Source organism: Pseudomonas sp. P4_B4 (genome assembly GCF_056402255.1).
The window spans coordinates 20,816-40,175 of sequence record NZ_JBFUHS010000013.1; the positions used below are offsets into that span (position 1 = coordinate 20,816).

Annotated in this window: 21 protein-coding genes; 8 read left to right on the plus strand and 13 right to left on the minus strand. The window is 60.5% G+C overall.

Going from position 1 to position 19,360, the window contains the following annotated elements; genetic code table 11:
- Positions 1-60: 60 nt before the first annotated feature.
- Positions 61-948 (plus strand): LysR family transcriptional regulator, encoded by an 888-nt coding sequence (locus AC1DVE_RS15370; protein WP_116263588.1) that lies wholly within the window; start codon positions 61-63, stop codon positions 946-948.
- 95 nt (positions 949-1,043) lie between these two features.
- Here the strand turns inward: AC1DVE_RS15370 and AC1DVE_RS15375 are convergent, their stop codons facing one another.
- Positions 1,044-1,943 (minus strand): polysaccharide deacetylase family protein, encoded by a 900-nt coding sequence (locus tag AC1DVE_RS15375; RefSeq protein ID WP_223533539.1) that lies wholly within the window; start codon positions 1,941-1,943, stop codon positions 1,044-1,046.
- A 197-nt stretch (positions 1,944-2,140) separates the two neighbouring features.
- Here AC1DVE_RS15375 and AC1DVE_RS15380 point away from each other — a divergent pair, with 197 nt between their 5' ends.
- Positions 2,141-2,821 carry an SOS response-associated peptidase family protein gene (locus AC1DVE_RS15380; protein WP_223458533.1) on the plus strand — a complete coding sequence of 227 codons (681 nt, stop codon included), beginning with the start codon at positions 2,141-2,143 and terminating at the stop codon, positions 2,819-2,821.
- Between the two features lie 60 nt (positions 2,822-2,881).
- Here the strand turns inward: AC1DVE_RS15380 and AC1DVE_RS15385 are convergent, their stop codons facing one another.
- The 3 genes from AC1DVE_RS15385 to AC1DVE_RS15395 form a co-directional block, all read right to left on the minus strand.
- Complete coding sequence (locus AC1DVE_RS15385; RefSeq protein WP_008051909.1) at positions 2,882-3,028, minus strand: hypothetical protein; 147 nt, start codon at positions 3,026-3,028, stop codon at positions 2,882-2,884.
- A gap of 64 nt (positions 3,029-3,092) precedes the next feature.
- Entirely contained in the window at positions 3,093-3,404 is a 312-nt protein-coding gene (locus tag AC1DVE_RS15390; protein WP_167362889.1) for an AzlD domain-containing protein, read from the minus strand.
- Positions 3,404-4,102, minus strand: a complete 699-nt coding sequence (locus tag AC1DVE_RS15395; protein WP_223458531.1) for an AzlC family ABC transporter permease — start codon at positions 4,100-4,102, stop codon at positions 3,404-3,406. Before AC1DVE_RS15395 ends, AC1DVE_RS15390 begins: the two co-directional genes overlap by 1 nt.
- 168 nt (positions 4,103-4,270) lie before the next feature.
- On the opposite strand from AC1DVE_RS15395, the gene AC1DVE_RS15400 reads away from it, so the two are divergent.
- The 5 genes from AC1DVE_RS15400 to AC1DVE_RS15420 all read left to right on the plus strand — a co-directional run bounded on the left by AC1DVE_RS15400 (position 4,271) and on the right by AC1DVE_RS15420 (position 9,674).
- Positions 4,271-5,206: a GGDEF domain-containing protein gene (locus AC1DVE_RS15400; protein WP_223533537.1), complete on the plus strand. Its 936-nt coding sequence runs from the start codon at positions 4,271-4,273 to the stop codon at positions 5,204-5,206.
- A gap of 285 nt (positions 5,207-5,491) precedes the next feature.
- Positions 5,492-6,367, plus strand: a complete 876-nt coding sequence (dapA, locus tag AC1DVE_RS15405; RefSeq protein WP_223533536.1) for a 4-hydroxy-tetrahydrodipicolinate synthase — start codon at positions 5,492-5,494, stop codon at positions 6,365-6,367.
- Between the two features lie 60 nt (positions 6,368-6,427).
- Entirely contained in the window at positions 6,428-6,793 is a 366-nt protein-coding gene (locus AC1DVE_RS15410; protein WP_223458525.1) for a DUF2784 domain-containing protein, read from the plus strand.
- A gap of 191 nt (positions 6,794-6,984) precedes the next feature.
- A complete protein-coding gene (locus tag AC1DVE_RS15415; RefSeq protein WP_477784017.1) occupies positions 6,985-8,649 on the plus strand; it encodes a condensation domain-containing protein in 1,665 nt (554 codons plus the stop codon).
- A gap of 107 nt (positions 8,650-8,756) precedes the next feature.
- Entirely contained in the window at positions 8,757-9,674 is a 918-nt protein-coding gene (locus tag AC1DVE_RS15420; RefSeq protein WP_223533534.1) for a LysR family transcriptional regulator, read from the plus strand.
- 10 nt (positions 9,675-9,684) lie between these two features.
- On the opposite strand, the gene AC1DVE_RS15425 is transcribed toward AC1DVE_RS15420, so the two are convergent.
- Positions 9,685-11,229 carry a sensor domain-containing diguanylate cyclase gene (locus tag AC1DVE_RS15425; RefSeq protein WP_477784018.1) on the minus strand — a complete coding sequence of 515 codons (1,545 nt, stop codon included), beginning with the start codon at positions 11,227-11,229 and terminating at the stop codon, positions 9,685-9,687.
- 84 nt (positions 11,230-11,313) lie between these two features.
- Entirely contained in the window at positions 11,314-11,841 is a 528-nt protein-coding gene (locus AC1DVE_RS15430) for a DUF3087 family protein (RefSeq protein ID WP_223458517.1), read from the minus strand.
- 234 nt (positions 11,842-12,075) lie between these two features.
- On the opposite strand from AC1DVE_RS15430, the gene ppnN reads away from it, so the two are divergent.
- Positions 12,076-13,449, plus strand: coding sequence for a nucleotide 5'-monophosphate nucleosidase PpnN (gene ppnN / locus AC1DVE_RS15435; protein WP_223458515.1), 1,374 nt, complete (start codon positions 12,076-12,078; stop codon positions 13,447-13,449).
- A 1,119-nt stretch (positions 13,450-14,568) separates the two neighbouring features.
- Here the strand turns inward: ppnN and AC1DVE_RS15440 are convergent.
- The 7 genes from AC1DVE_RS15440 to AC1DVE_RS15470 are packed head-to-tail and all read right to left on the minus strand — an operon-like array spanning position 14,569 to position 19,359.
- Positions 14,569-15,108, minus strand: coding sequence for a type II secretion system protein (locus tag AC1DVE_RS15440; protein ID WP_223458513.1), 540 nt, complete (start codon positions 15,106-15,108; stop codon positions 14,569-14,571).
- Entirely contained in the window at positions 15,083-15,457 is a 375-nt protein-coding gene (locus AC1DVE_RS15445) for a type II secretion system protein (RefSeq protein ID WP_223458511.1), read from the minus strand. Before AC1DVE_RS15445 ends, AC1DVE_RS15440 begins: the two co-directional genes overlap by 26 nt.
- Before the next feature lie 4 nt (positions 15,458-15,461).
- Positions 15,462-15,935, minus strand: a complete 474-nt coding sequence (locus AC1DVE_RS15450) for a type II secretion system protein (RefSeq protein WP_223458509.1) — start codon at positions 15,933-15,935, stop codon at positions 15,462-15,464.
- A gap of 2 nt (positions 15,936-15,937) precedes the next feature.
- Entirely contained in the window at positions 15,938-17,764 is a 1,827-nt protein-coding gene (locus AC1DVE_RS15455) for a secretin N-terminal domain-containing protein (protein WP_223458507.1), read from the minus strand.
- Positions 17,761-18,279, minus strand: coding sequence for a hypothetical protein (locus AC1DVE_RS15460; RefSeq protein ID WP_223458505.1), 519 nt, complete (start codon positions 18,277-18,279; stop codon positions 17,761-17,763). Before AC1DVE_RS15460 ends, AC1DVE_RS15455 begins: the two co-directional genes overlap by 4 nt.
- Entirely contained in the window at positions 18,279-18,827 is a 549-nt protein-coding gene (locus AC1DVE_RS15465; RefSeq protein WP_223458504.1) for a type IV pilus inner membrane component PilO, read from the minus strand. Before AC1DVE_RS15465 ends, AC1DVE_RS15460 begins: the two co-directional genes overlap by 1 nt.
- A complete protein-coding gene (locus tag AC1DVE_RS15470) occupies positions 18,814-19,359 on the minus strand; it encodes a PilN domain-containing protein (RefSeq protein WP_223458502.1) in 546 nt (181 codons plus the stop codon). Before AC1DVE_RS15470 ends, AC1DVE_RS15465 begins: the two co-directional genes overlap by 14 nt.
- Position 19,360 lies beyond the last annotated feature (1 nt).

Here is a 19,360-nt window from a genome sequence, read left to right on the forward strand (position 1 = left end):
ATAGAATTGGTCTGACTTGATACCTTAAAGGTATGCAACCGATCCGCGTCTGGAGGCTCCATGGAACTGCGTCACCTGCGTTATTTCCAGGTATTGGCTCAAACCCTCAACTTCACCCGCGCCGCCGAGCTGCTGCACATCGCCCAACCGCCCTTGAGCCGGCAGATCCAGCAATTGGAGGACGAACTGGGGGTGATGCTGCTGGAGCGCGGCCGACCGCTGAAGTTGACCGACGCCGGACGGTTTTTCCATGAGCACTCCACCGCCCTGCTCGAACAACTGAACAAGGTCTGCGACAACACCCGGCGCATCGGGTTGGGTGAGAAAACCTGGCTGGGGATCGGCTTTGCGCCGTCGACGCTGTACGGCGTGCTGCCGGAACTGATCCGCCGGTTACGCAGTGGCGAGCCACTGGAGCTGGAGCTGGGGCTGTCGGAAATGACCACCCTGCAACAGGTGCAGGCGTTGAAGGCCGGGCGCATCGACATCGGTTTCGGTCGAATCCGTATCGACGACCCGGCCATCGTCCAGACCGTGCTCACCGAAGACCGCCTGGTCGCCGCCCTGCCCGCCGGCCATCCGTTGCTCGCCGGTCCCATCAGCCTGCGGGAACTGGCCAAGGAACCCTTTGTGCTGTACCCCGGCAATCCACGGCCGAGTTACGCCGACCATGTGATTGCCCTGTTCGAGTCCTACGGCGTGAGCATCCACGTCGCGCAATGGACCAACGAGCTGCAAACGGCGATCGGTCTGGTGGGGGCAGGCATCGGGGTCACGCTGGTGCCGGCCTCGGTGCAGTTGCTGCACCGTGACGACATCGGCTTCACCCCGCTGCTGGAAGACAACGCCACCTCGCCGATCATTCTCAGCCGACGGGTGGGCGACGTATCGCCGGGGTTGAACCATTGTTTGCGGATGATTGATGAGCTATTGCCACCGACCTCTTAAGCGAATCGAGCGGCTGGCCAATATTGTGGCGAGGGGGCTTGTCGGAACGCCGCACCGCCCCGCCGGGCTGCGTAGCGGCCCTATCCGCACGTTTTCTAATGGGCGTTCCCGCCCCAGATCCAGTTCCAGAACCCCGGCAATTCGACCGGCTGCGAATCGTCGCGCACGGTTCGCGCCATGGCCGCACGCTGTAGCGCTGCCTGATCGTCGTAAAACGGCTTGGCGGCGGTCTTCACCCCGGTCTCCCGGGCGCTGTCGAGCAGAATCTGCAGGTATTCACGGGTATGCCGGGCGGTATAGCGGTTGAGATCGTGAAAGGTCACCACCACCGGAATCACCCCATCGACCACCGGCAATTCGCCGCGGGCAATGCGTTCGCGAACTTCAGACATCGAGCGCAGCATGTGCGAGCGGCGCCGGGGGCTGGCGTTGAAGCCCCAGATCTTGCCGTCATTGGCGCTCAAGTCTGTCAGCAGTACATGCAGGCCATGCCGCTGATAAGCGGCGAAGGTGCGTTTGTCGTAGTTCCAGAATGGCGGGCGCAGCAGGGTTGGCGGGGCACCGGTGATCGCCGCGATGTCGGCGCTGCCATCGGTCAGGGACTGTTCCAGCTCCTGCGGCTCCAGCGAGCGATGATTGGTGTGCCAGGGCGTCGCCGTGTGGAACCCCAGAATGTGACCTTCGGCATGTTCACGACGCATGATGTCTCGGCCCAATTCGCTGCCACCGGCTCGCGGAGCCCGGGTTTGCACGAAGAACACAGCTTTAATGTTCGGTTGCAGCGGGTTTTGCGCCAGGCTCTCCAGTACCGTGACGGTCGGATTCCACCAACTCGATGCGCTGGGGCCGTCATCGAACGTCAGCAGAAACCGTATAGGCGGTTGCGCCTGCAAACGCTGCTCGGTCTGCGGAGTCATTTCGATCGGTGCTGCGATACAACCCAGCAGGCCAACTGCCAGGGCGCACACCGTTAAACACTTGAACAGTCGTTTCATCTTTTGCCTTGGGCCAGACCATCACGGTCGATACTTCAATGGGCAAGGATCCTTCGCCCGCTCATCCGTCGTCGGCCCGCATCGAGACGACGGGCCGAGTTTGGATAAGGTACACAGGGTTTGGTTCCAGTGCTTGCCAAGCCCGTTTCGTCGCCACCAACTAAACTGAAAAAAATGCTCAACCAGAGTACCAGGCCATGTGCGGACGACTGTCGCAATACCGCGGAATCCACGACTTCGTGGCGGTGCTGAGCATCCCCGACGCGCTGATCAATCACGTCGGCAATGAACCCCTGGCGCACTACAACGCCGCCCCCACCACGCAACTCGCCCTGTTGCACCTGGAGAATGAGCGACTGCACGCCGACGCCGTGCGCTGGGGTTGGCGACCGCACTGGTCGACGGATCGCGTGGAGCCGGTCAATGCCCGGGTCGAGAAAGTCGCCCACGGCCCGTACTTCCGGGCGATCTGGCCCCATCGTGCGATCTGCCCGATTGATAACTGGTTCGAATGGGTCGACGCCGGTGACGGCAACAAACAACCGTGGTTGATCCGGCGACGGAACCGGGCACCGGTTTTCTGCGCGGCCATCGGCCAGTACCCCATCGGCGGAGCGCCTCACAGGGAGCACGATGGTTTCGTCATCCTGACGGCCGACAGCGCAGGCGGCCTGCTTGACGTGCATGACCGGCGACCGGTGGTGTTCTCGCCCGAACTGGCGCGGGAATGGCTGGACCCGGCCACGCCCAAGGAGCGAGCCGAAGAAATGGCGTTATCCCAGGGTGAGGTCAGTGAGGTATTTGAGTGGTACAAGGTCGACAAGGCCGTTGGCAATGTCAGGAACCAGGGCGCCGTGCTCATCAATAAAGTTCCATGAACTTATCAATCACGACAAAGCCCCGCTCAATGGCGGGGCTTTGTCGTATTCGCGTGCCGGTCAGAACTTGCGGTCAGGCTCCGACAGTTCCTTACCGTCGTCAGGATGCTTCCAGTCCGGTACCGAACGCTTCTGCTGCTCAATCTCTTCTTCCGTGGGTTCGTCCTCGTCTTCTTCCAGGTCCGGTTGCTTGGGTTCATTGGCCATGTTCACCTCGCTTCCTGAAGGGATCGGTCATCAATTTAAGCTTAGATCAGTTCCCCTGCCCCGCTCAGAGCCACCAGCGCAGCAAAAAGAAGAACCCCATGCTCAACAGCATGCTGAGCAACGTATTGCGCGTGTAAAGCACCAGCCCGACCGCCACCAGCGAGCTGATCAGATAGGGATTGTCCCAATGCAGATTCAGCTGTTTCTCCGGCATGAACACAATCGGCCCGCAGATGGCAGTCAACATGCCCGGTACGGCAAACCCCAGGAACTGCCGGGCATTGCTGCTCAAGCGTAGCGGCAGTCGCGGTTCCAGAAAAACATAGCGGTTGAGGAACACCAACACGCCCATTCCGATAATCACTGCCCAGACCATCATGTGCGTCCACCGTAGAATTTATTGCAGACAAACCCGGCGGTCATGCCCGCCAGCCCCGACAGCACCAGCGCCGAGCCCCATTGCCAGTAGCTGAACAGCACCGAACAGAACAGCGACACCGCCACGCACACCACGGTCGGCACGTTGCGTACCACCGGGGTGATCAGGGCGATGAAGGTCGCCGCGATGGAGAAATCCAGGCCCAGGTGTTCAAGGCCGGGAATGCTGCTGCCAAGCACAATGCCCGCCAGGGTGAACAGGTTCCAGGCGATGTAGAACGTCAGGCCCACGCCCAAGGCGTACCAGCGGTTGAACTGCTGTTTGTCGTGCTGGCTGGTCAGGGCGAACAACTCATCGGTGAGCAAGAACCCCAGCCCTGCACGCCAGCGCCCCGGCAATGGCGAAATCACCGAGCGCATGCTCATCCCGTAGAGCAAATGCTGGGAGGTCAGCAGCAGCGTGGTCAACAGAATCGAAAAAATCCCGGCACCGCCCTTGAGCATGCCGATGGCCACCAGTTGCGCGGCACCAGCAAACACAATGCCCGACAGGCCCTGGCCTTGCAGGGGCGTGAGGTTGGCTTCGATGGCCATGGAACCGGCCAGCAAGCCCCAGGGCGCTGTGGCCAGGGACAACGGCATGATCGCCGCTGCACCGCGCAAAAAGGCACTGCGCGGCATGATTGAGTTGGACATAACGTTCTACAGACAGGGAAAGACCCCAGACTGTGCCAGCAGTCGCGGCCGAAGGCTTGAACAATCTTGCTCACTGATACGACAACGTGCCATTCATCGGCTGCCCGCTTGATTCGCCAAAGTGCTAGCAACATGATTGCGCTGCATTTTCATCGAGGCAGGCCCTTCATGAGTTCAGTCGAAACCGACAGCGACGTTTATAAAACCCTGCTTGAGTCAACCCGGGCGATTCCCTGGCGCATCGACTGGAAAACCATGACGTTCAGCTACATCGGGCCACAGATCGAAGAACTGCTGGGCTGGAAGCAGCACAGTTGGGTCTCGGTCAATGACTGGGTCGAGCGCATGCACCCGGATGACCGCGACTACGTGATGGACTACTGCGTCTCGCAATCACGCGCCGGTCTCGATCACGAAGCCGACTATCGCGCACTCACCGAAAGCGGCGAGTACGTGTGGATCCGCGATGTGGTGCATGTGGTGCGCAAGAGCGGTGAAGTCGAGGCGCTGGTTGGTTTCATGTTCGATATCAGCGAGCGCAAGAAAACCGAAGAGCACCTGATCCGCCTGCAAAAACAGCTTGAAGAGTATTCCTTCCAGGACGGCCTGACCGGCATCGCCAACCGGCGCATGTTCGACACCGTGCTGGAGCGCGAGTGGAACCACGCCCAGCGCACCGGTTTGCCATTGTCGGTGCTGGTGCTGGATATCGACTACTTCAAGCAGTACAACGACCATTACGGCCACATCAAGGGCGACGAATGCCTGCGCCGCGTCGCGCACACCTTGTCCCTGGCGGCGAACCGGCCACGGGATTTCATTGCGCGGATCGGCGGTGAAGAGTTTGTCTGGCTGCTGCCGGAAACCGATGCCGAGTCCGCGCGGATGGTGGCGCACAAATGCCTGCACCTGATTCGCCAGCAGCAGATCCCCCATGAATTCTCCGGGGTGTCGAACCTGGTGAGCGTCAGCCTCGGTGTCGGTACCACCGCCGTTTCACCGCATGCCACGGCGCTGGAGTTCGTCGAACAGGTCGATCACCTGCTCTACAAGGCCAAGCACAAAGGCCGGATGCGCGCCGAGTTCGCTGATTTTCGTGATTGACAAACGGCGCGCCGGCTTTTAAAACTGGGCGCTTCACTCAGGGTGTAAGCAAGTATGTCCGCAACCTTCAATCTCGACTCTTCCGTCATTGGCTTGATTGCCAAGGCGCAAGGTTGCGTTGCGCACGCCCTCAAATCGAAGAAACAGTCGCTCATGTGACCGGGGCGCGCTGTCCCGTCAGATGAGCTGACAGGACATTGAGCGCGACGGACCACCCTCCCCTTGCTTACTCTCCTTCCACGCTCCTGACGGTGACGAAATCGGTCAACCATCAGGAGAAAGTGCATGTCAGCGTTTCAAGGTATCTGGGTTCCACTGGTCACACCGTTCCACAACGGCGCCATCGATTTCGTCGGCTTACGCCGGCTGGTCAGCCATCTGCTGGAAAAAGGTGTCGACGGTCTCATCGTTTGCGGCACCACCGGCGAACCGGCGGCGATGGGCAAGTATGAGCAACTGGCGGTGCTGGATGCGGTGCTGGAGCTGGTGCCGGCGCAACGGGTGGTCATGGGCCTGGCCGGTAACAACCTGACCGAGTTGTTGCACTTCCAGAGCGAGATCCTCAAGCGCCCGGTGGCGGGCCTGCTGGTGCCGGCGCCGTATTACATCCGCCCTTCCCAGGCCGGCCTCGAAGCGTTTTTCCGCACGGTCGCCGATGCCTCCAGCGTTCCGCTGATCCTCTACGACATCCCTTACCGTACCGGCGTGGCCTTCGAACAGGCGACCCTGCTCAACATCGTCACCCACAAGCGCATTGTCGCCATCAAGGATTGCGGCGGTAATTTTTCGAACACCCTCGCTTTGCTCAATAGCGGCCATGTCGACGTGCTGTGCGGCGAAGACAACCAGATCTTCAATGCCCTGTGCCTGGGCGCCAAAGGTGCGATTGCCGCGTCGGCGCATGTCCATCCCGAACTGTTCGTGCAGTTGCACCGGCAGATCCGCGACAACCAATTGGCTGAAGGCCGCGCCACGTTTTTCCGTTTGCTGCCGCTGATCAACAGCCTGTTCCTGGAGCCCAACCCGGCCCCGGTGAAAACCGCGCTGGCCCTGGAAGGTTTGATCGGTGACGAACTGCGCGCACCGATGCAACGCAGCAGCGAATCGATGACCGAGCGTTTGAAAGGCGTGCTCGGCGCATTGGGCCGCGACAATCGATAGAGCGTCCGCCGCCGGCCCGAGTACCATGGAGCGATTCGTTCAGCCTTCAGGGGCACCGACATGCTGTACCGAATCGCCGCCGATGGGCTGATGCTGTTTCACTTGCTGTTCATTGTGTTCGTGTTGTTCGGCGGGTTGCTGGTGCTCAAATGGCGTCACCTGATCTGGTGGCATCCGCCAGCTGCGCTGTGGGGTATGGCGGTGGAATTCTTCCACCTGCCCTGCCCGCTGACCGACTGGGAAAACCGCATGCGCCATGAAGCCGGGCAAACCGGCTATGGCGCGAGCTTTATCGAACATTATGTGTGGCCGGTCATTTACCCGGACGGGCTGACTCCGGCTATTCAACTGTGGCTGGCCGCTGTGGTACTGGTACTCAATGCGCTGGTTTATCTTCGAGTGATCGGGAAGTGGAAGCGCCTCTGAAAGATCGCAGTCTGCGGTAGCTCCTTTTCCAGAGCAAAGAGTTGAATCGGGCGAGTAATTTGTAGGAACTGACTCACTCGATAAATGGAAAAGGAGCTGAAAACGCAGGAACAATCCGACTTAACAACCCATCTACAATCGTCAATAGTACCCCCCCTATTATGGAAAATTTAAACTGTAAAGGGGGCATCATGAATCGCACCACACCGTCAGTCACTGGCGACGCTTCGACATTCGATCGATTACAAGCTATCTGGAAAGAAATCCTCAGCCACCAGGCCATCTCGGCCGACAGCCATTTTTTTGAATGCGGCGCGACTTCCCTGTCGGTCATGATGCTGCTTGGCAGAATTGCCAACCTGTTCAATGTTGACCTGACCCCCGAAGATATTTTCGACCATCCGACACTGGCTCAGCAGACGGACTTGCTCAACGGCAGCGCACGCCAGGGTAGTGAAAACAGCCTATTGCTGGACGCCCATGCCTGGCGCAAGCGAGAAGGTGACGATACGCCCGGACTGGCTCAACGCGAGGTCCTTGAAAAGCCCCCCGAAACCCCAGCCTATCTGGAAAATGTGGTGATGGCGTTTTACGTTCGAGGCGAGTGTTCAGTGGCCAGGGTTCGCGAAGCCTTCGGCACCGTACTTGAACAGCAACCGGCGTTACGTTGCAGTTTCGAATTCAACTATCACGACCAATGGCGTCGTTCACAACACGCCCTTGATGAGTTCCCGTTGCCTTTTCACCTGATAAACCTGCCGCTTGAATGCGATATCAGCCGAGCCGTGGCCGATCTGATCGTTGAAGAAACATTGACCGCTTTTGACCTGAAACATCCACCGTTGATTCGGGCAACCTACCTTGAATGCCAAGGGACGGACGACGTGCTGATCATCACCGCCCATCACATTGCATTCGATGGCTGGTCAGGTGCGGTACTGATGGACCAGCTTTGCGCGCACTATCAGTCATTACTCGCTACCGGCGTGCCTGACAAAGCCAAATACTGCTTGCAATACGCAGATTATACCGATGCCCAACATCAACGTTTGGCTGAAAACCTGCTGGATAAACATAACGATTTTTGGCAAGAGACACTGAAACAACTGCCCGAACCCTTTCCATTGCGCGGCGCTATTGAGCGGCCTCGGCAATTTACCTATCGCAGTGCCGTTCTACCGCTCAATCTGGATGTGCAATACCCCGCAATTGCGCAATTGTGCAGCCGAACGGGCTTCAGCCTTTATACCGTTATCCTCACCGCGTTCCTGGTTTCTCTCGCCAGAAACACAAGCACGATCGACCTCTACGTACGCTCTCCGGTGGCTAACCGGACCGACGCGGCCCTGGAGCCGGTAGTGGGGTATTTTGTTCACCCCATGGTGATTCGCCCCCGGCTTTGTGAATGGTCGCCCTCTCTGCGGCTGCTGGAGCAGGTCAATCATTGTGTGTTGGATGCCTATGGCCACGCCATGCTGCCGCCGCATATTTTTGAAGCCAACTGTTCGCCCCGCGCTGTCGCTTACGGCTCCCGATTTCCCTATTGGTATAACCACCATAACTATCCCTCGCGGCAGTGCCAATTAGGCACATCACAGCTCCACGGTATCGGGGTTCCGTCCAGCGGGATCAAGACCGATGTTTCGCTTAACACACTACGTACCGAAAGCGGATTGGTCGGTAGTCTTTCCTACTACCGTGACGCCATTCCTGACGATTGTGTGCAAACCCTGTTGGTCAGTTTCAAGCAGGCATTGGACGAGTTGCTTGCCATCCCACCCGGCGTACTTGTCGGCGACAGCACCTACTTCAACCAGGAAGGCACCGCCAACCAGGCGACCGGGTTGCAACAATAATCGCGTAGCAGCCCTTGGGGATGAGCGCGGTTTTTATTGCCACCCACGAAACTCAGGAAACGCATATTCTTCTGTAGATACCGTATTGCCCCTCAAGGATTTTGCACATGCTGTCGACCGAAGACCTGGCGCTGCTCGAAGCCATCCGCGAAACCGGCAGCCTGTCGCGGGCGGCGGCGCACCTGGGCAAGGCGCCGTCCACCGTGTCCTATGCGGCGCGGCAACTGGAGGAGCGCTTTGATGCGTTGTTGTTCGACCGCCGCCGCTACCGTTTGCAGCTGACCCCGGCGGGCGAGTTGCTGGTCAACGAAGCGGCGCGGCTGATGCAGGACGTCTCGCGCCTGACCCAACGGGTCCAGCAAGTCGCCAACGGCTGGGAGAGCCGCTTGTGGATCGTCACCGACGAACTGCTGGAGTTCGAAACCCTGATCCCGGTGATCCACGAATTCGATGCGCTGCAATCCGGCGTGCCGTTGCGCATTACCCAGGAAGTGCTCAAAGGGGTCTGGGAAGCCCTGCGCGAAGGCCGTGCGGACCTGGTCATTGGTGCCACCAATGAACCGCCGGCCATTGCCAACTTGCGCTGGATGCAATTGGGGGAAATGGAATGGGTGTTTGCGGTGTCGCCCAAGCACCCGCTGGCCAAGGCCAAAGGCCCGATTACCCGGGCCATGGTCGCGCAGCACCGGGCGATTGTGGTGGCCGATTCGTCCAGAGTCACCGAGGGCAGCACCTACGGCGTCACCGGGGGCCAACCGGTGCTGGCCGTGCCGACCATGCGCGCAAAAATCCTCGCCCAGTGCAATGCGCTGGGAGTGGGCTGGCTGCCGCGGCATAGGGTTGGCTCACTGCTGAAAAACGGCACGCTGGTTGAAAAACCGATGGCCGACCCGCGCGAGCCGAACATCCTGTACGCCGGCTGGCGTGGCGATCATGACGGTCGCGCCCTTGGCTGGTGGCTGGAGCAACTCAAAAAATCGCACCTGGCCACCCGACTGGTTCAGGGAACGGACCGGCTTGTCTGACGCCGGACGTTCAGTTGGCAATCACGCTCATGTTCCGCCCACCGGCCTTGGCCACGTACAGCGCCTTGTCTGCCGCACCGATCAGGTCTTCGGGGCGGACCTGGGAAGCGGTATTGCAGGCACATACGCCGACGCTGACGGTCACGGTGCCTTCCGGGCTGTCGCTGTGGGCAATGTCGGCCTGTAGCACCGCGTGGCGGATTTTCTCCGCCACCAGAAATGCCCCCACGTAGTCGGTGCCGGGCAGCACCACGGCGAACTCTTCGCCGCCATAACGGGCAGCCAGGCCACCGGGGCGCTTGATATTGTCCGTGATGATCGCACTGACCTTGCGCAAACATTCATCACCGGCCAGGTGGCCGTAGCGGTCGTTGAACGGCTTGAAATGATCGACATCAATCATCAGCAGTGCCAACTCGGTCTGGCTGCGCCGGGCACGTCCCATTTCCGTTTCGATGAAAGCGTCGAGCTGACGCCGGTTGGGCAGCCCCGTCAGTGCGTCCTTGAGGGCCAGGCCTTCAAGGTTGCGATTGACCTCCAGGAGCCTGTCCTGGGTGTCCAGCAACTCGACCTGCACCAGATTCTGCTGCTTCATCAGCTTGATAAGCCGCAACCCCAGTACCCCGAGAAATCCCAGCAACAGCGTGACGATGCCGGCGCTGAGCAGCGTTTCCTTGCGCCAGCTGCCGAGCACTTCATCCTTGTTCAGCGCGGCAAAAACGGTCAACGGATAACCCTCGACCCGGCGATACCCCGCCACCCGTTCGACACCGTCGATGACCGACCTGATCGTGGCCGTCCCCGCATCGCCCTTGGACAACAACTGGGTGAACAAGGGGCTCTTGGCGAGGCTGGTGCCGATCTCCGTCTCCTTGAAGGGTCTGCGAATGATAATGGTGGCATTGTCGGCGATCAGGTTGATTACGCCGTTACTGCCCATGTCGATGCTGTCGTAGAGCTGCAGGAAATGACTGAGGTAAATCGTCGCCAGCGCCACCCCGGCAAAGCTGCCATCGGGATGATTGACCCGGYGCGAAACCGTCATGATCCATTCACCGCTCGAACGGCTCTTGATCGACGGCCCGATGTGCGGCCCACGGCTGGGGTTATCGCGATGGAAGATGAAGTATTCACGGTCGGAATTGTTGACGCCGGTTTGCCCGGCACCATTGGAATTGGCGATCCACTGCCCTTTTTCGTCGAAAACAAATACGCCATGGAGCTGGCTCAACTCACTGCGCTGGGCGTTGAGCAATAACGGCAACCGGGATTGATCCACACCGTCGTGCTCCAGGCGATCGACCAGGGTGAACAGCAGCGTGTCGGCCTGCTTGATCGTTGCCTGCGCTTGTGATGCCAGGGTCTGCGCAAGGTTGGACATCGCCACTTCCTTGTCATGCAGGTAGTACTGGCGCGAGCTCCAGGCTTCCCAGATCACGATCGCCGTCATCGACAGGCACACCGCGACCAGCAGGATCACCGCCGAGCGGACCTTGAGCCGGGTCACGGCTGGCCGGAGCATTTCAATATGATCGTTGATCGACGGATGTCCCATGGTGCTCCCTGAGTGCCTATGACCGGACGAGTCTTCCTGATCGCCGCTGTTGCTCACTATGCCTGATCCAGGCTCGCGATGATGTTAGCGGATGGCCTGCTTTACCGCCTCCAGCCACGCCGGATCCAGCCGCGTCTGTTCGGTATCGATCCCCAGCGCTTGCATTCGTTCCTTGTGCTGATCCATTTCGCGGATCAACTGGCCGTGGTCGCTGGAGTTGCCATCGAGCTGATGCATCTGGTTCAACCCCAAATGGTAGAAACGCAACAGCTTCATGGCAACCGGATCAGCCTTTTCCACGGCCGCCGTTACATGATGCATGACATTGGTGATGCTCATCAGGCTGCGCTTGAGTTGCCAACTATAGACCGCTGGCGCCATCCATTCCTGGCGCCAGAACACCTGGCGCATCAGCGCCGCCATCGCCAGCACCGCAACAAACACACCACCGACGTTGAAACGCAGATTGTCGCCCCCCGGCGTGCCGAACAGAGCCACTGCCGCCGTGGACAGCACCATCGCCAGCGCCAGAAAGATCAGGGCAATGATGACCGTGCTGCGCCGTGTCTGTTGTCGGTAGGTCTGGGCGTTCATCGGCTGGATTTCGAACATTGCGTCGGGTTTCCTGAGCTTCAATGGTAAAAAGGGGTCTGAGGCAAAAAGACAGCAGGCCATTATCGCCTCTGCGTGGGATTTAGCTATGCTGGGGCTCCTTTTCATCTTTTCATCGTCAAGCAGGGGACATGGCGAGACCGCGCAGTTCGTGCCATCTTCTTTCATGAATACACATTATTCGGATGCCATTCGTGGTTGCTGCGTGAATGACATCGTTTTAAGGATCATTGAATGACCCAACGCCAAGTAATCAACGCCTCCGTCAGTCCCAAAGGCAGCCTGGAAACGCTCTCACAACGGGAAGTCCAGCAATTGAGCGAAGCCGGTTCCGGCAGCACCTACACCCTCTTCCGCCAGTGCGCCCTGGCCATCCTCAACACTGGCGCCCATGTCGACAATGCCAAGACCATCCTTGAAGCCTATAAGGATTTTGAAATCCGCATTCACCAGCAGGACCGCGGCGTACGCCTGGAACTGCTGAACGCCCCGGCCGACGCCTTCGTCGACGGCGAAATGATCGCCAGCACCCGGGAAATGCTGTTCAGCGCCCTGCGTGACATCGTCTACACCGAAAACGAACTCGACAGCCAACGCATCGACCTGAGCAACTCCCAGGGCATCAGCGACTACGTCTTCCACCTGCTGCGCAACGCCCGCACCCTGCGTCCCGGCGTCGAGCCGAAGATCGTGGTGTGCTGGGGCGGGCACTCGATCAACACCGAAGAATACAAATACACCAAGAAAGTCGGCCACGAACTGGGCCTGCGCAGCCTGGACATCTGCACCGGTTGCGGCCCCGGCGTGATGAAAGGCCCGATGAAAGGCGCGACCATCGCCCACGCCAAGCAACGCATCCACGGCGGCCGCTACCTGGGCCTGACCGAGCCGGGGATCATCGCCGCCGAAGCGCCGAACCCGATCGTCAACGAACTGGTGATCCTGCCGGACATCGAAAAACGCCTGGAAGCCTTTGTCCGCGTCGGCCACGGCATCATCATCTTCCCAGGCGGTGCCGGTACGGCCGAAGAGTTCCTGTACCTGCTGGGCATCCTGATGCACCCGGACAATAAAGGCCTGCCCTTCCCGGTCGTCCTCACCGGGCCGAAACATGCCGCGCCGTACCTGGAACAACTGGACGCGTTCGTCGGTGCGACCCTGGGCGAAACCGCCAAGCTGCACTACCAGATCATCATCGATGACCCGGCCGAAGTGGCGCGGCAGATGACCCAGGGCCTCAAAGCGGTCAAGCAGTTCCGCCGCGAGCGCAACGATGCGTTCCACTTCAACTGGCTGCTGAAAATCGACGAAGGCTTCCAGCGCCCGTTCGACCCGACCCACGAAAACATGGCCAACCTGAAACTGAGCCTCGACCTGCCGTCCCACGAACTGGCGGCCAACCTGCGCCGCGCGTTCTCCGGCATCGTCGCCGGCAACGTCAAGGACAAGGGCATCCGCCTGATCGAAGAACACGGGCCGTACCAGATCCGTGGCGACGCGGCGATCATGCATCCGCTGGACCTGCTGCTCAAAGCCTTCGTCGCCCAGCACCGCATGAAACTGCCGGGCGGCGCGGCGTATGTGCCGTGTTATCGGGTGGTGGCGTAGCAAAAACGGTATGAGCTTTACCACTGCGGGCCACAGTGAAGACTGAGCCATGGCTATCGCGAGCAAGCTCCCACACATTGTGGTTCCCAGTTTTACGCGGGACTTGTGGCCACTGAAGGTCTCTGTGGGAGCGGGCTTGCTTGCGATGGCGGTGTGGCAGGCGGCATGGATTTTTGAGGGTGTACATATCCGTTTTTGCGGTAACGGCCTCTTATGGTTCCGCTCTTACAGCGGGTCACTTGGAAAAACGGAATGCCGCCCAACCCCAAGTAACCAAGGGCTCTTGCCCCTGACATTCGGTGCCTCGCTGTGGCTCGGCATGCCCTCGCTCCGGTCCTGCTCCGTGGGCCCGCCGCCATCGGCCATCCATGGCCGGTGGCGGCTAACCCGGCATCCATGCCGGGTTGCCCACTGCGCAGAACCTGCGCTCGGCCTCACGAGGGGGCGTGCACCGCAACAGCAAAAGCGAGGCGGCCTACCGGCCGGCCTGATTGCGGGCTTCGTTTATCTGTGACGCACCTTCGGAAGATTGGTCGACTGTCAGGCCGCCTTCGCGGGCAAGCCCGCTCCCACAGGGTCGAGGTACATCCGCCAGATTCAGGTCGGCTGTCAGGCCGCCTTCGCGAGCAAGCTCGCTCCCACAGAAGAGCAAAGGCAGATCGGCATACACCCACGCTTCTCACCACTCATCAGGCCGAGCGTTAGCTCGCCTGCAGCTCTTGATCTTGATCCACCCGCCCCCTCGGGAGGCTGAGTGGAGGTGTTCATCCGGGGATTGGCGCGCAGCGCCGTTCGACGCAGTCGAACTCATTGCATGTAGGTCGTCGCGAAGCAGACCGGAGGGCAATGCCCCCGGATGAATGCCGGAGCGAAGGAACCCCGAGCCCAGGCGAGGGGCCGTACGTAAGGGGCGAGACCTTTGGTTCCTTTGGGGCGTTTGCCAAAGGGACTCGCCGTAAGGGCGAAACCATAAGTGGCCGTTACCGCAGGAATGGATATGTACACGGTCAACAAAAGACAGGTCGGCTGTCAGGCCGCCTTCGCGAGCAAGCCCGCTCCCACAATTGGACCGGGTACATCTGGCAAAAATGTGTTGGCTGTCAAACCCGCTCCCGAGGCTCAAGGCTGCAATGCCTGGGGCGCGGTGGACTGTGCTTTCGGCGGTCCACTGGTGCCATCGAGGACCACTTTCTCGGCCACGAACTGCCAATCCTTGTAGCTGGCCATGCCGTTGAAGTCCGACCACTCGCTGGGAAAGTTCGCCTGCTTGAGCGGCTTCTGCTCGGACGGGCAGTACACACCACTGATCCGCCCGTCGAAATCACGCATCAGCTCCCACTCGCCACCTGTCATCGGCTCCGGGTACAACTGCCGGAGATGGTGCTTGGCCGTCGGGAAGCGCTCGTCCTGTACCAGGTCCGAGAGTTCTTTCGGGTACTGGGCCATACCGGGCGAACTGCGGTAATAGCTGCGCAACGCCTGGGCATATTGCGTACCGACCCAGAGCAACTGGTTTTCGCGATCCCGGCGCGAAGCGGTGGCCCACAACTCGCCGGCACTGGCCAGACCCATGCCTATCACAACGATCAGAAACAGCACACCCAGGTAGGTGAAGCCGTCCTGGCTCGAAGGTTTACCACTCGGAATACAGGCTGCCATCACGCGCCCTCCCGCTGGCCCCACTCTTGATATCGGCCACCCCACCCGCCACGCCATCCGGTGGCGCGACTATGATCCAGGTGTCCTTGCGCTCGGCAATCGGATCCAGCGGCTGGTTACGCAGGTAGCGCAGTTCGACCAGTTGATTGATGGAATCGGGATAACGCCCGGTGTCGCCGTAGTAGTGATCCAGCGCCTCGCGCATAGACGACAGACTCTGGTGCAGGGTGGTCTCTTTGGAGGCCTCCAGGCTGTTGAAGTAGCGTGGCAAGGCGATCGTCATCAGGGTCGCGATGATTGCCAGGACCACCATCAGTTCAATCAGGGTAAAACCCTTTTGCCGACGCATAGGCTCACCACTCTCGGTAGGCAATACCGTTGAGACCCTTGCCCCGGGCCTTGGAGTAAACGTCATAGACGTCCTGGCCCTCCCGTGGGTTCTCAGCCGAACTGTCATAGGAACGCAGGCCCCAGCCGCCCTCGTCGTCACGCTTGACGACTGCCAGCGGGTCACGGGGGATGCGTCGCAGGAAGTAGAACTTGGCACCCTTGGCGCTGCGCGTGTCACGCACACCCTCGACCAGCACTTTCAGGTTCGGCGGGTAGCCGCTGCTGTCGAGCGACTTCTCGATGTAGCCGGCGTCGAAGGCGTGTTTGTAGGCGTCGATGGCATCGCGGATCTCGTACAGCGCAGTCCGCAGATCCTGCTCTTTGCCCCGGCGCACCACCGTCTCGGTCAGCGGTGCGGCCATGCCGGCCAGCAGGCCGACCAGGGCGAGCGTCACCACGACTTCGATCAGGCTGAAACCGCGTTGTGAGGCATTCATGATCAAGGCTTCCCAACGGTAACGGTGGTGGCGATCGGTGCGCTCATGGGGCCGGACTGAACCGTCGTGCTCATCGAACGGTCCGGTGCCTGGATGTGCATGCTGGTTTCGGTACCGGTCGGGAATTCCATGTCCGACGGGCTCTGGTACGGCAGGTTGCGCACGATCCGCGGGGTGATCGACAGCACCAGTTCGGATTTGCTGACGTCGTCCTTGTTGCTGCCGAACAGGCGACCCAGGCCGGGAATGTCGCCAAGGCCGGGAATCTTGTTGCCGGTGGCGCCGTGGTCGTTGCGCACGAGCCCTGCGAGGATCTGGGTTTCGCCGTCATGCAGACGCAAGGTGGTCTGGGCGTTGCGGGTATCGACCTGGACCGGAATGGTGCCCTGAGCGGTCGGCGTCAGCGGCGTGGCGTTACTGACTTCCAGCGCGATCTTGATCGCCACTTCGTTGTTCAGGTGCACGATGGGTTGCACTTCGAGCTTGAGACCGACGTCAAGGTAGGTCACGCTTTCGGTGATCACCGGGCCCTGGGTCGAAGGCACCGAGGTGGCGCTGATGATCGGCACGCGCTGACCGATGTGGATGCGCGCCTGCTCGCGGTTGCTCACCCGAATCACAGGGCTGGCCAGGGTATTGATGTCCTTGTCCTGGGCATTGATCTTGGCCTGCGGCGATGGCGAGATGGTAATCCGGCTGGAGTCGATGCCTTTGAGTTGATCAAGAATGGTCACCGCCGAGCCGTCGCTGTTGACCACGCCGAAGGTGTTGGGCCATTGCAGGCCAAGGTCGAGAATGCGTTGACGGGCGACTTCCATCACTTCCACTTCCAGCACCACTTCCGGGTTGGACTGGTCCTGCGATTGCAGGAGTTTTTCCGCCATGCGCACCGCGTCACCGGTATCGCGCATGGTCAGGGTGTTGAGGCGCTCATCGACAAACACGTCGCGGGTCTTGAGCATGGTCTTGATCATGTTCAGCGCCGTGTTGGCATCGATGCTGGTCAGGTAGAAGGTGCGCATCACCAGCTCTTGGTAATCCTTGATCTTCTGCGGCGAGTCCGGGTAGATCAGCACGGTGTTTTCATTCACCACTTTCTGATGCAGCTGGTTCTGTTGCAGCAGCAGCTCCACGGCGTCTTCGATACGCACGTCACGTACGAAGATCGTGGCTTTCATGTCCGGGCGCAGGTCCTTGTCGAAGATGAAGTTCAGGCCGGCGACCTGGGACAGCACTTCGAAAATGGTCTTGAGGTTGGCCTCGCGAAACTCCAGGGTCACCGGCCGGTCAAGGCGCGTGCGCAGTTGCGGGTACTGCACCACGTTGCGGCTCTGCACCAGGCGGATGCTGTCCTGTAGTTCCAGAGCGCCGTCGTTCTTCGGGTCCAGTTCGAGAATCTGTTTGACCTGGCGGTCGGCACCGTAGATGTCACCGCGACGCAGGTCGCCACGGGCCAGTTCGAGTTTCTCATCCATGCTGCGCAGATAGTCGAGCTGGCGCAGGGAATCCTGGGCACGACGGTTGTTCGGTTCGATGTTCAAGACCCGGCTGTAAGTCATGCGGGCCCCGGCGAAATTACGCTGGGCCCGGTCCATGTCGGCCTGGGCCAGCAGCGCCTTCACGGCGAGGGCCCGTCCGTTGTTGAGGGCCATGTGCAGATCGGTATCGCGAGGGTTTTCGCGCAATCCCTCTTCGATGCGGGCCAGACCGGCTTCGTACTGGCCCGACTCGATCAGGGCGGAAGCTTCATCCCTGGCAACCTGCGCCGAACTGCATGCGGCCAGCCCTGCACAGAGACACAGGCTCATCAGCAAACGGGATTTGTTCATTCCGTACTCCCCACAGACAAGGTCTGAGATAAATGCAGAGGCAGGTAAACCAGGCTCAGTTCCTCATCGGAAATCCGCTCGATCCGCCAGGTTTTGTCGATGACATCCCCCTTGCGCACGACGTATATTTTTTCGCCGTTCTGCAAAAACACCTGCAGATCGGAACGGTCATCCAGCCTGCCGACAAACTGGAAGGGCAACGGCGGTGCAGTGGGGACTTGCACCACCGGAGTCACGTCGACCGGTTGTTCAGTGACGGTGCCCAGGGCCGGCGCCGCTTTCCAGCTGCGGGCGGCGAACAGGTCGCCTGCCGGGCTCAGGTCCTTGATCGGCGCTGCCGCCGCGGCGCTCGATGCAGCCGCCGATGCACCAGGGATCTTGCCCTTGTCTGGCGTGACCACGGCGACCACCGCAGGGTCGCTGTCGTCAGCCTGTTTGAAGTAATCGGGGAGCCAGGCGAGCGCTGCCGCTACACCGAGGAACGCCACCCAACCCACCACTCGTTTGGTATTCATCATGACCTCGACAGGTAAAGGGTCATGCGGATCCGCCCGGTCAGGTCGGTATCGGCGATATTCTTGCGCTGAAACTCCACATCCTCCAGCACCACCGCCGGCAACTGGCCGAGCAAGGCGTGCAGGAAACGCCGCAGTTGCGGGTAGCTGCCACGTACCGGCAACAGAATCTGATAACGGGCCAGGTGCGTCTTGGGGTCCACGCCCAGGGAGTATTCCCCCCGGGACAAAGTGATGCGTTCCTGGGCGGCCAGGGCGTAGATCTTGTCGATGGCCACAGTGGCCTGAGGCTGGGACGGCAACTTGCTGCGGAAATCGTCGAGCTGGCGCTGCGGCACCACCGGCGCAGCCACTGTGCCGTCTTCGACCTTGGCCAGATACTCGGTGGCTTCGCGCGTCTGCTGGCTGAGGCTTTGCAGCGACTCCCAGTCTGGCAACAACCCGACCACGCCATAGCTCAGCGCCAGCACTAGCATGGCCAGTCCTGCCAGCCCCGGAACGCCCAGGCCTTGCAGGTATTCGTGGACGATCAATTTATGGATTTGCATCGCCGATCTCCCAGGTAGCCGACAGGTTGAACTGCACCGGGTGTTCCGGCACGTTGGCGACAATTTCGTGGCTCAGCAGCGACACGTCGGACAGCTCGTCGCTGGCTTCGAGGCGGCGGTGGAAATCGAGCATGGCTTCCAGGTCCAGCGCCTCGGCGCTGATCAGCACCTGGCCTTTGCGGGCGTCCGGGGTCAGGGCCAGCAGGGCAATGTTGTCCCGCGGCATGGCTTCGAGGGTGGCGAACAGGCGTTCCCAGGGGCGGCGCAACTGCTGGGAGACCTTGCGCATTTCGGCCAGGTTCTGCGCCTGCTCGCGGATTTGCGCCGGTGTCAGGCTAAGCTTGGTGCCGGTATCGCCGGTGAGCACCCGCTGTGTGGTTTGCAGATGACCTTGCTGTTGTTCGGCCTCGTTGCTCAGGTGCTGTTGCACCACCAGGCAAGCCAGTGTCAGCACCACGCCACCGGCCAGCAGGCTCCAGCCCAAGGGGCCTGCACGGCGGCGCGGCTGAAAGTCGAGCATCAGGGGGCGCATG

Excerpts from the sequence above, each read along its gene's own strand:
- AC1DVE_RS15370 (WP_116263588.1), top strand. The coding sequence starts at position 61 with ATGGAACTGCGTCACCTGCGTTATTTCCAGGTATTGGCTCAAACCCTC.
- AC1DVE_RS15375 (WP_223533539.1), bottom strand. The coding sequence starts at position 1,943 with ATGAAACGACTGTTCAAGTGTTTAACGGTGTGCGCCCTGGCAGTTGGC.
- AC1DVE_RS15380 (WP_223458533.1), top strand. The coding sequence starts at position 2,141 with ATGTGCGGACGACTGTCGCAATACCGCGGAATCCACGACTTCGTGGCG.
- AC1DVE_RS15385 (WP_008051909.1), bottom strand. The coding sequence starts at position 3,028 with ATGGCCAATGAACCCAAGCAACCGGACCTGGAAGAAGACGAGGACGAA.
- AC1DVE_RS15390 (WP_167362889.1), bottom strand. The coding sequence starts at position 3,404 with ATGGTCTGGGCAGTGATTATCGGAATGGGCGTGTTGGTGTTCCTCAAC.
- AC1DVE_RS15395 (WP_223458531.1), bottom strand. The coding sequence starts at position 4,102 with ATGTCCAACTCAATCATGCCGCGCAGTGCCTTTTTGCGCGGTGCAGCG.
- AC1DVE_RS15400 (WP_223533537.1), top strand. The coding sequence starts at position 4,271 with ATGAGTTCAGTCGAAACCGACAGCGACGTTTATAAAACCCTGCTTGAG.
- dapA (WP_223533536.1), top strand. The coding sequence starts at position 5,492 with ATGTCAGCGTTTCAAGGTATCTGGGTTCCACTGGTCACACCGTTCCAC.
- AC1DVE_RS15410 (WP_223458525.1), top strand. The coding sequence starts at position 6,428 with ATGCTGTACCGAATCGCCGCCGATGGGCTGATGCTGTTTCACTTGCTG.
- AC1DVE_RS15415 (WP_477784017.1), top strand. The coding sequence starts at position 6,985 with ATGAATCGCACCACACCGTCAGTCACTGGCGACGCTTCGACATTCGAT.
- AC1DVE_RS15420 (WP_223533534.1), top strand. The coding sequence starts at position 8,757 with ATGCTGTCGACCGAAGACCTGGCGCTGCTCGAAGCCATCCGCGAAACC.
- AC1DVE_RS15430 (WP_223458517.1), bottom strand. The coding sequence starts at position 11,841 with ATGTTCGAAATCCAGCCGATGAACGCCCAGACCTACCGACAACAGACA.
- ppnN (WP_223458515.1), top strand. The coding sequence starts at position 12,076 with ATGACCCAACGCCAAGTAATCAACGCCTCCGTCAGTCCCAAAGGCAGC.
- AC1DVE_RS15440 (WP_223458513.1), bottom strand. The coding sequence starts at position 15,108 with ATGGCAGCCTGTATTCCGAGTGGTAAACCTTCGAGCCAGGACGGCTTC.
- AC1DVE_RS15445 (WP_223458511.1), bottom strand. The coding sequence starts at position 15,457 with ATGCGTCGGCAAAAGGGTTTTACCCTGATTGAACTGATGGTGGTCCTG.
- AC1DVE_RS15450 (WP_223458509.1), bottom strand. The coding sequence starts at position 15,935 with ATGAATGCCTCACAACGCGGTTTCAGCCTGATCGAAGTCGTGGTGACG.
- AC1DVE_RS15455 (WP_223458507.1), bottom strand. The coding sequence starts at position 17,764 with ATGAACAAATCCCGTTTGCTGATGAGCCTGTGTCTCTGTGCAGGGCTG.
- AC1DVE_RS15460 (WP_223458505.1), bottom strand. The coding sequence starts at position 18,279 with ATGAATACCAAACGAGTGGTGGGTTGGGTGGCGTTCCTCGGTGTAGCG.
- AC1DVE_RS15465 (WP_223458504.1), bottom strand. The coding sequence starts at position 18,827 with ATGCAAATCCATAAATTGATCGTCCACGAATACCTGCAAGGCCTGGGC.
- AC1DVE_RS15470 (WP_223458502.1), bottom strand. The coding sequence starts at position 19,359 with ATGCGCCCCCTGATGCTCGACTTTCAGCCGCGCCGCCGTGCAGGCCCC.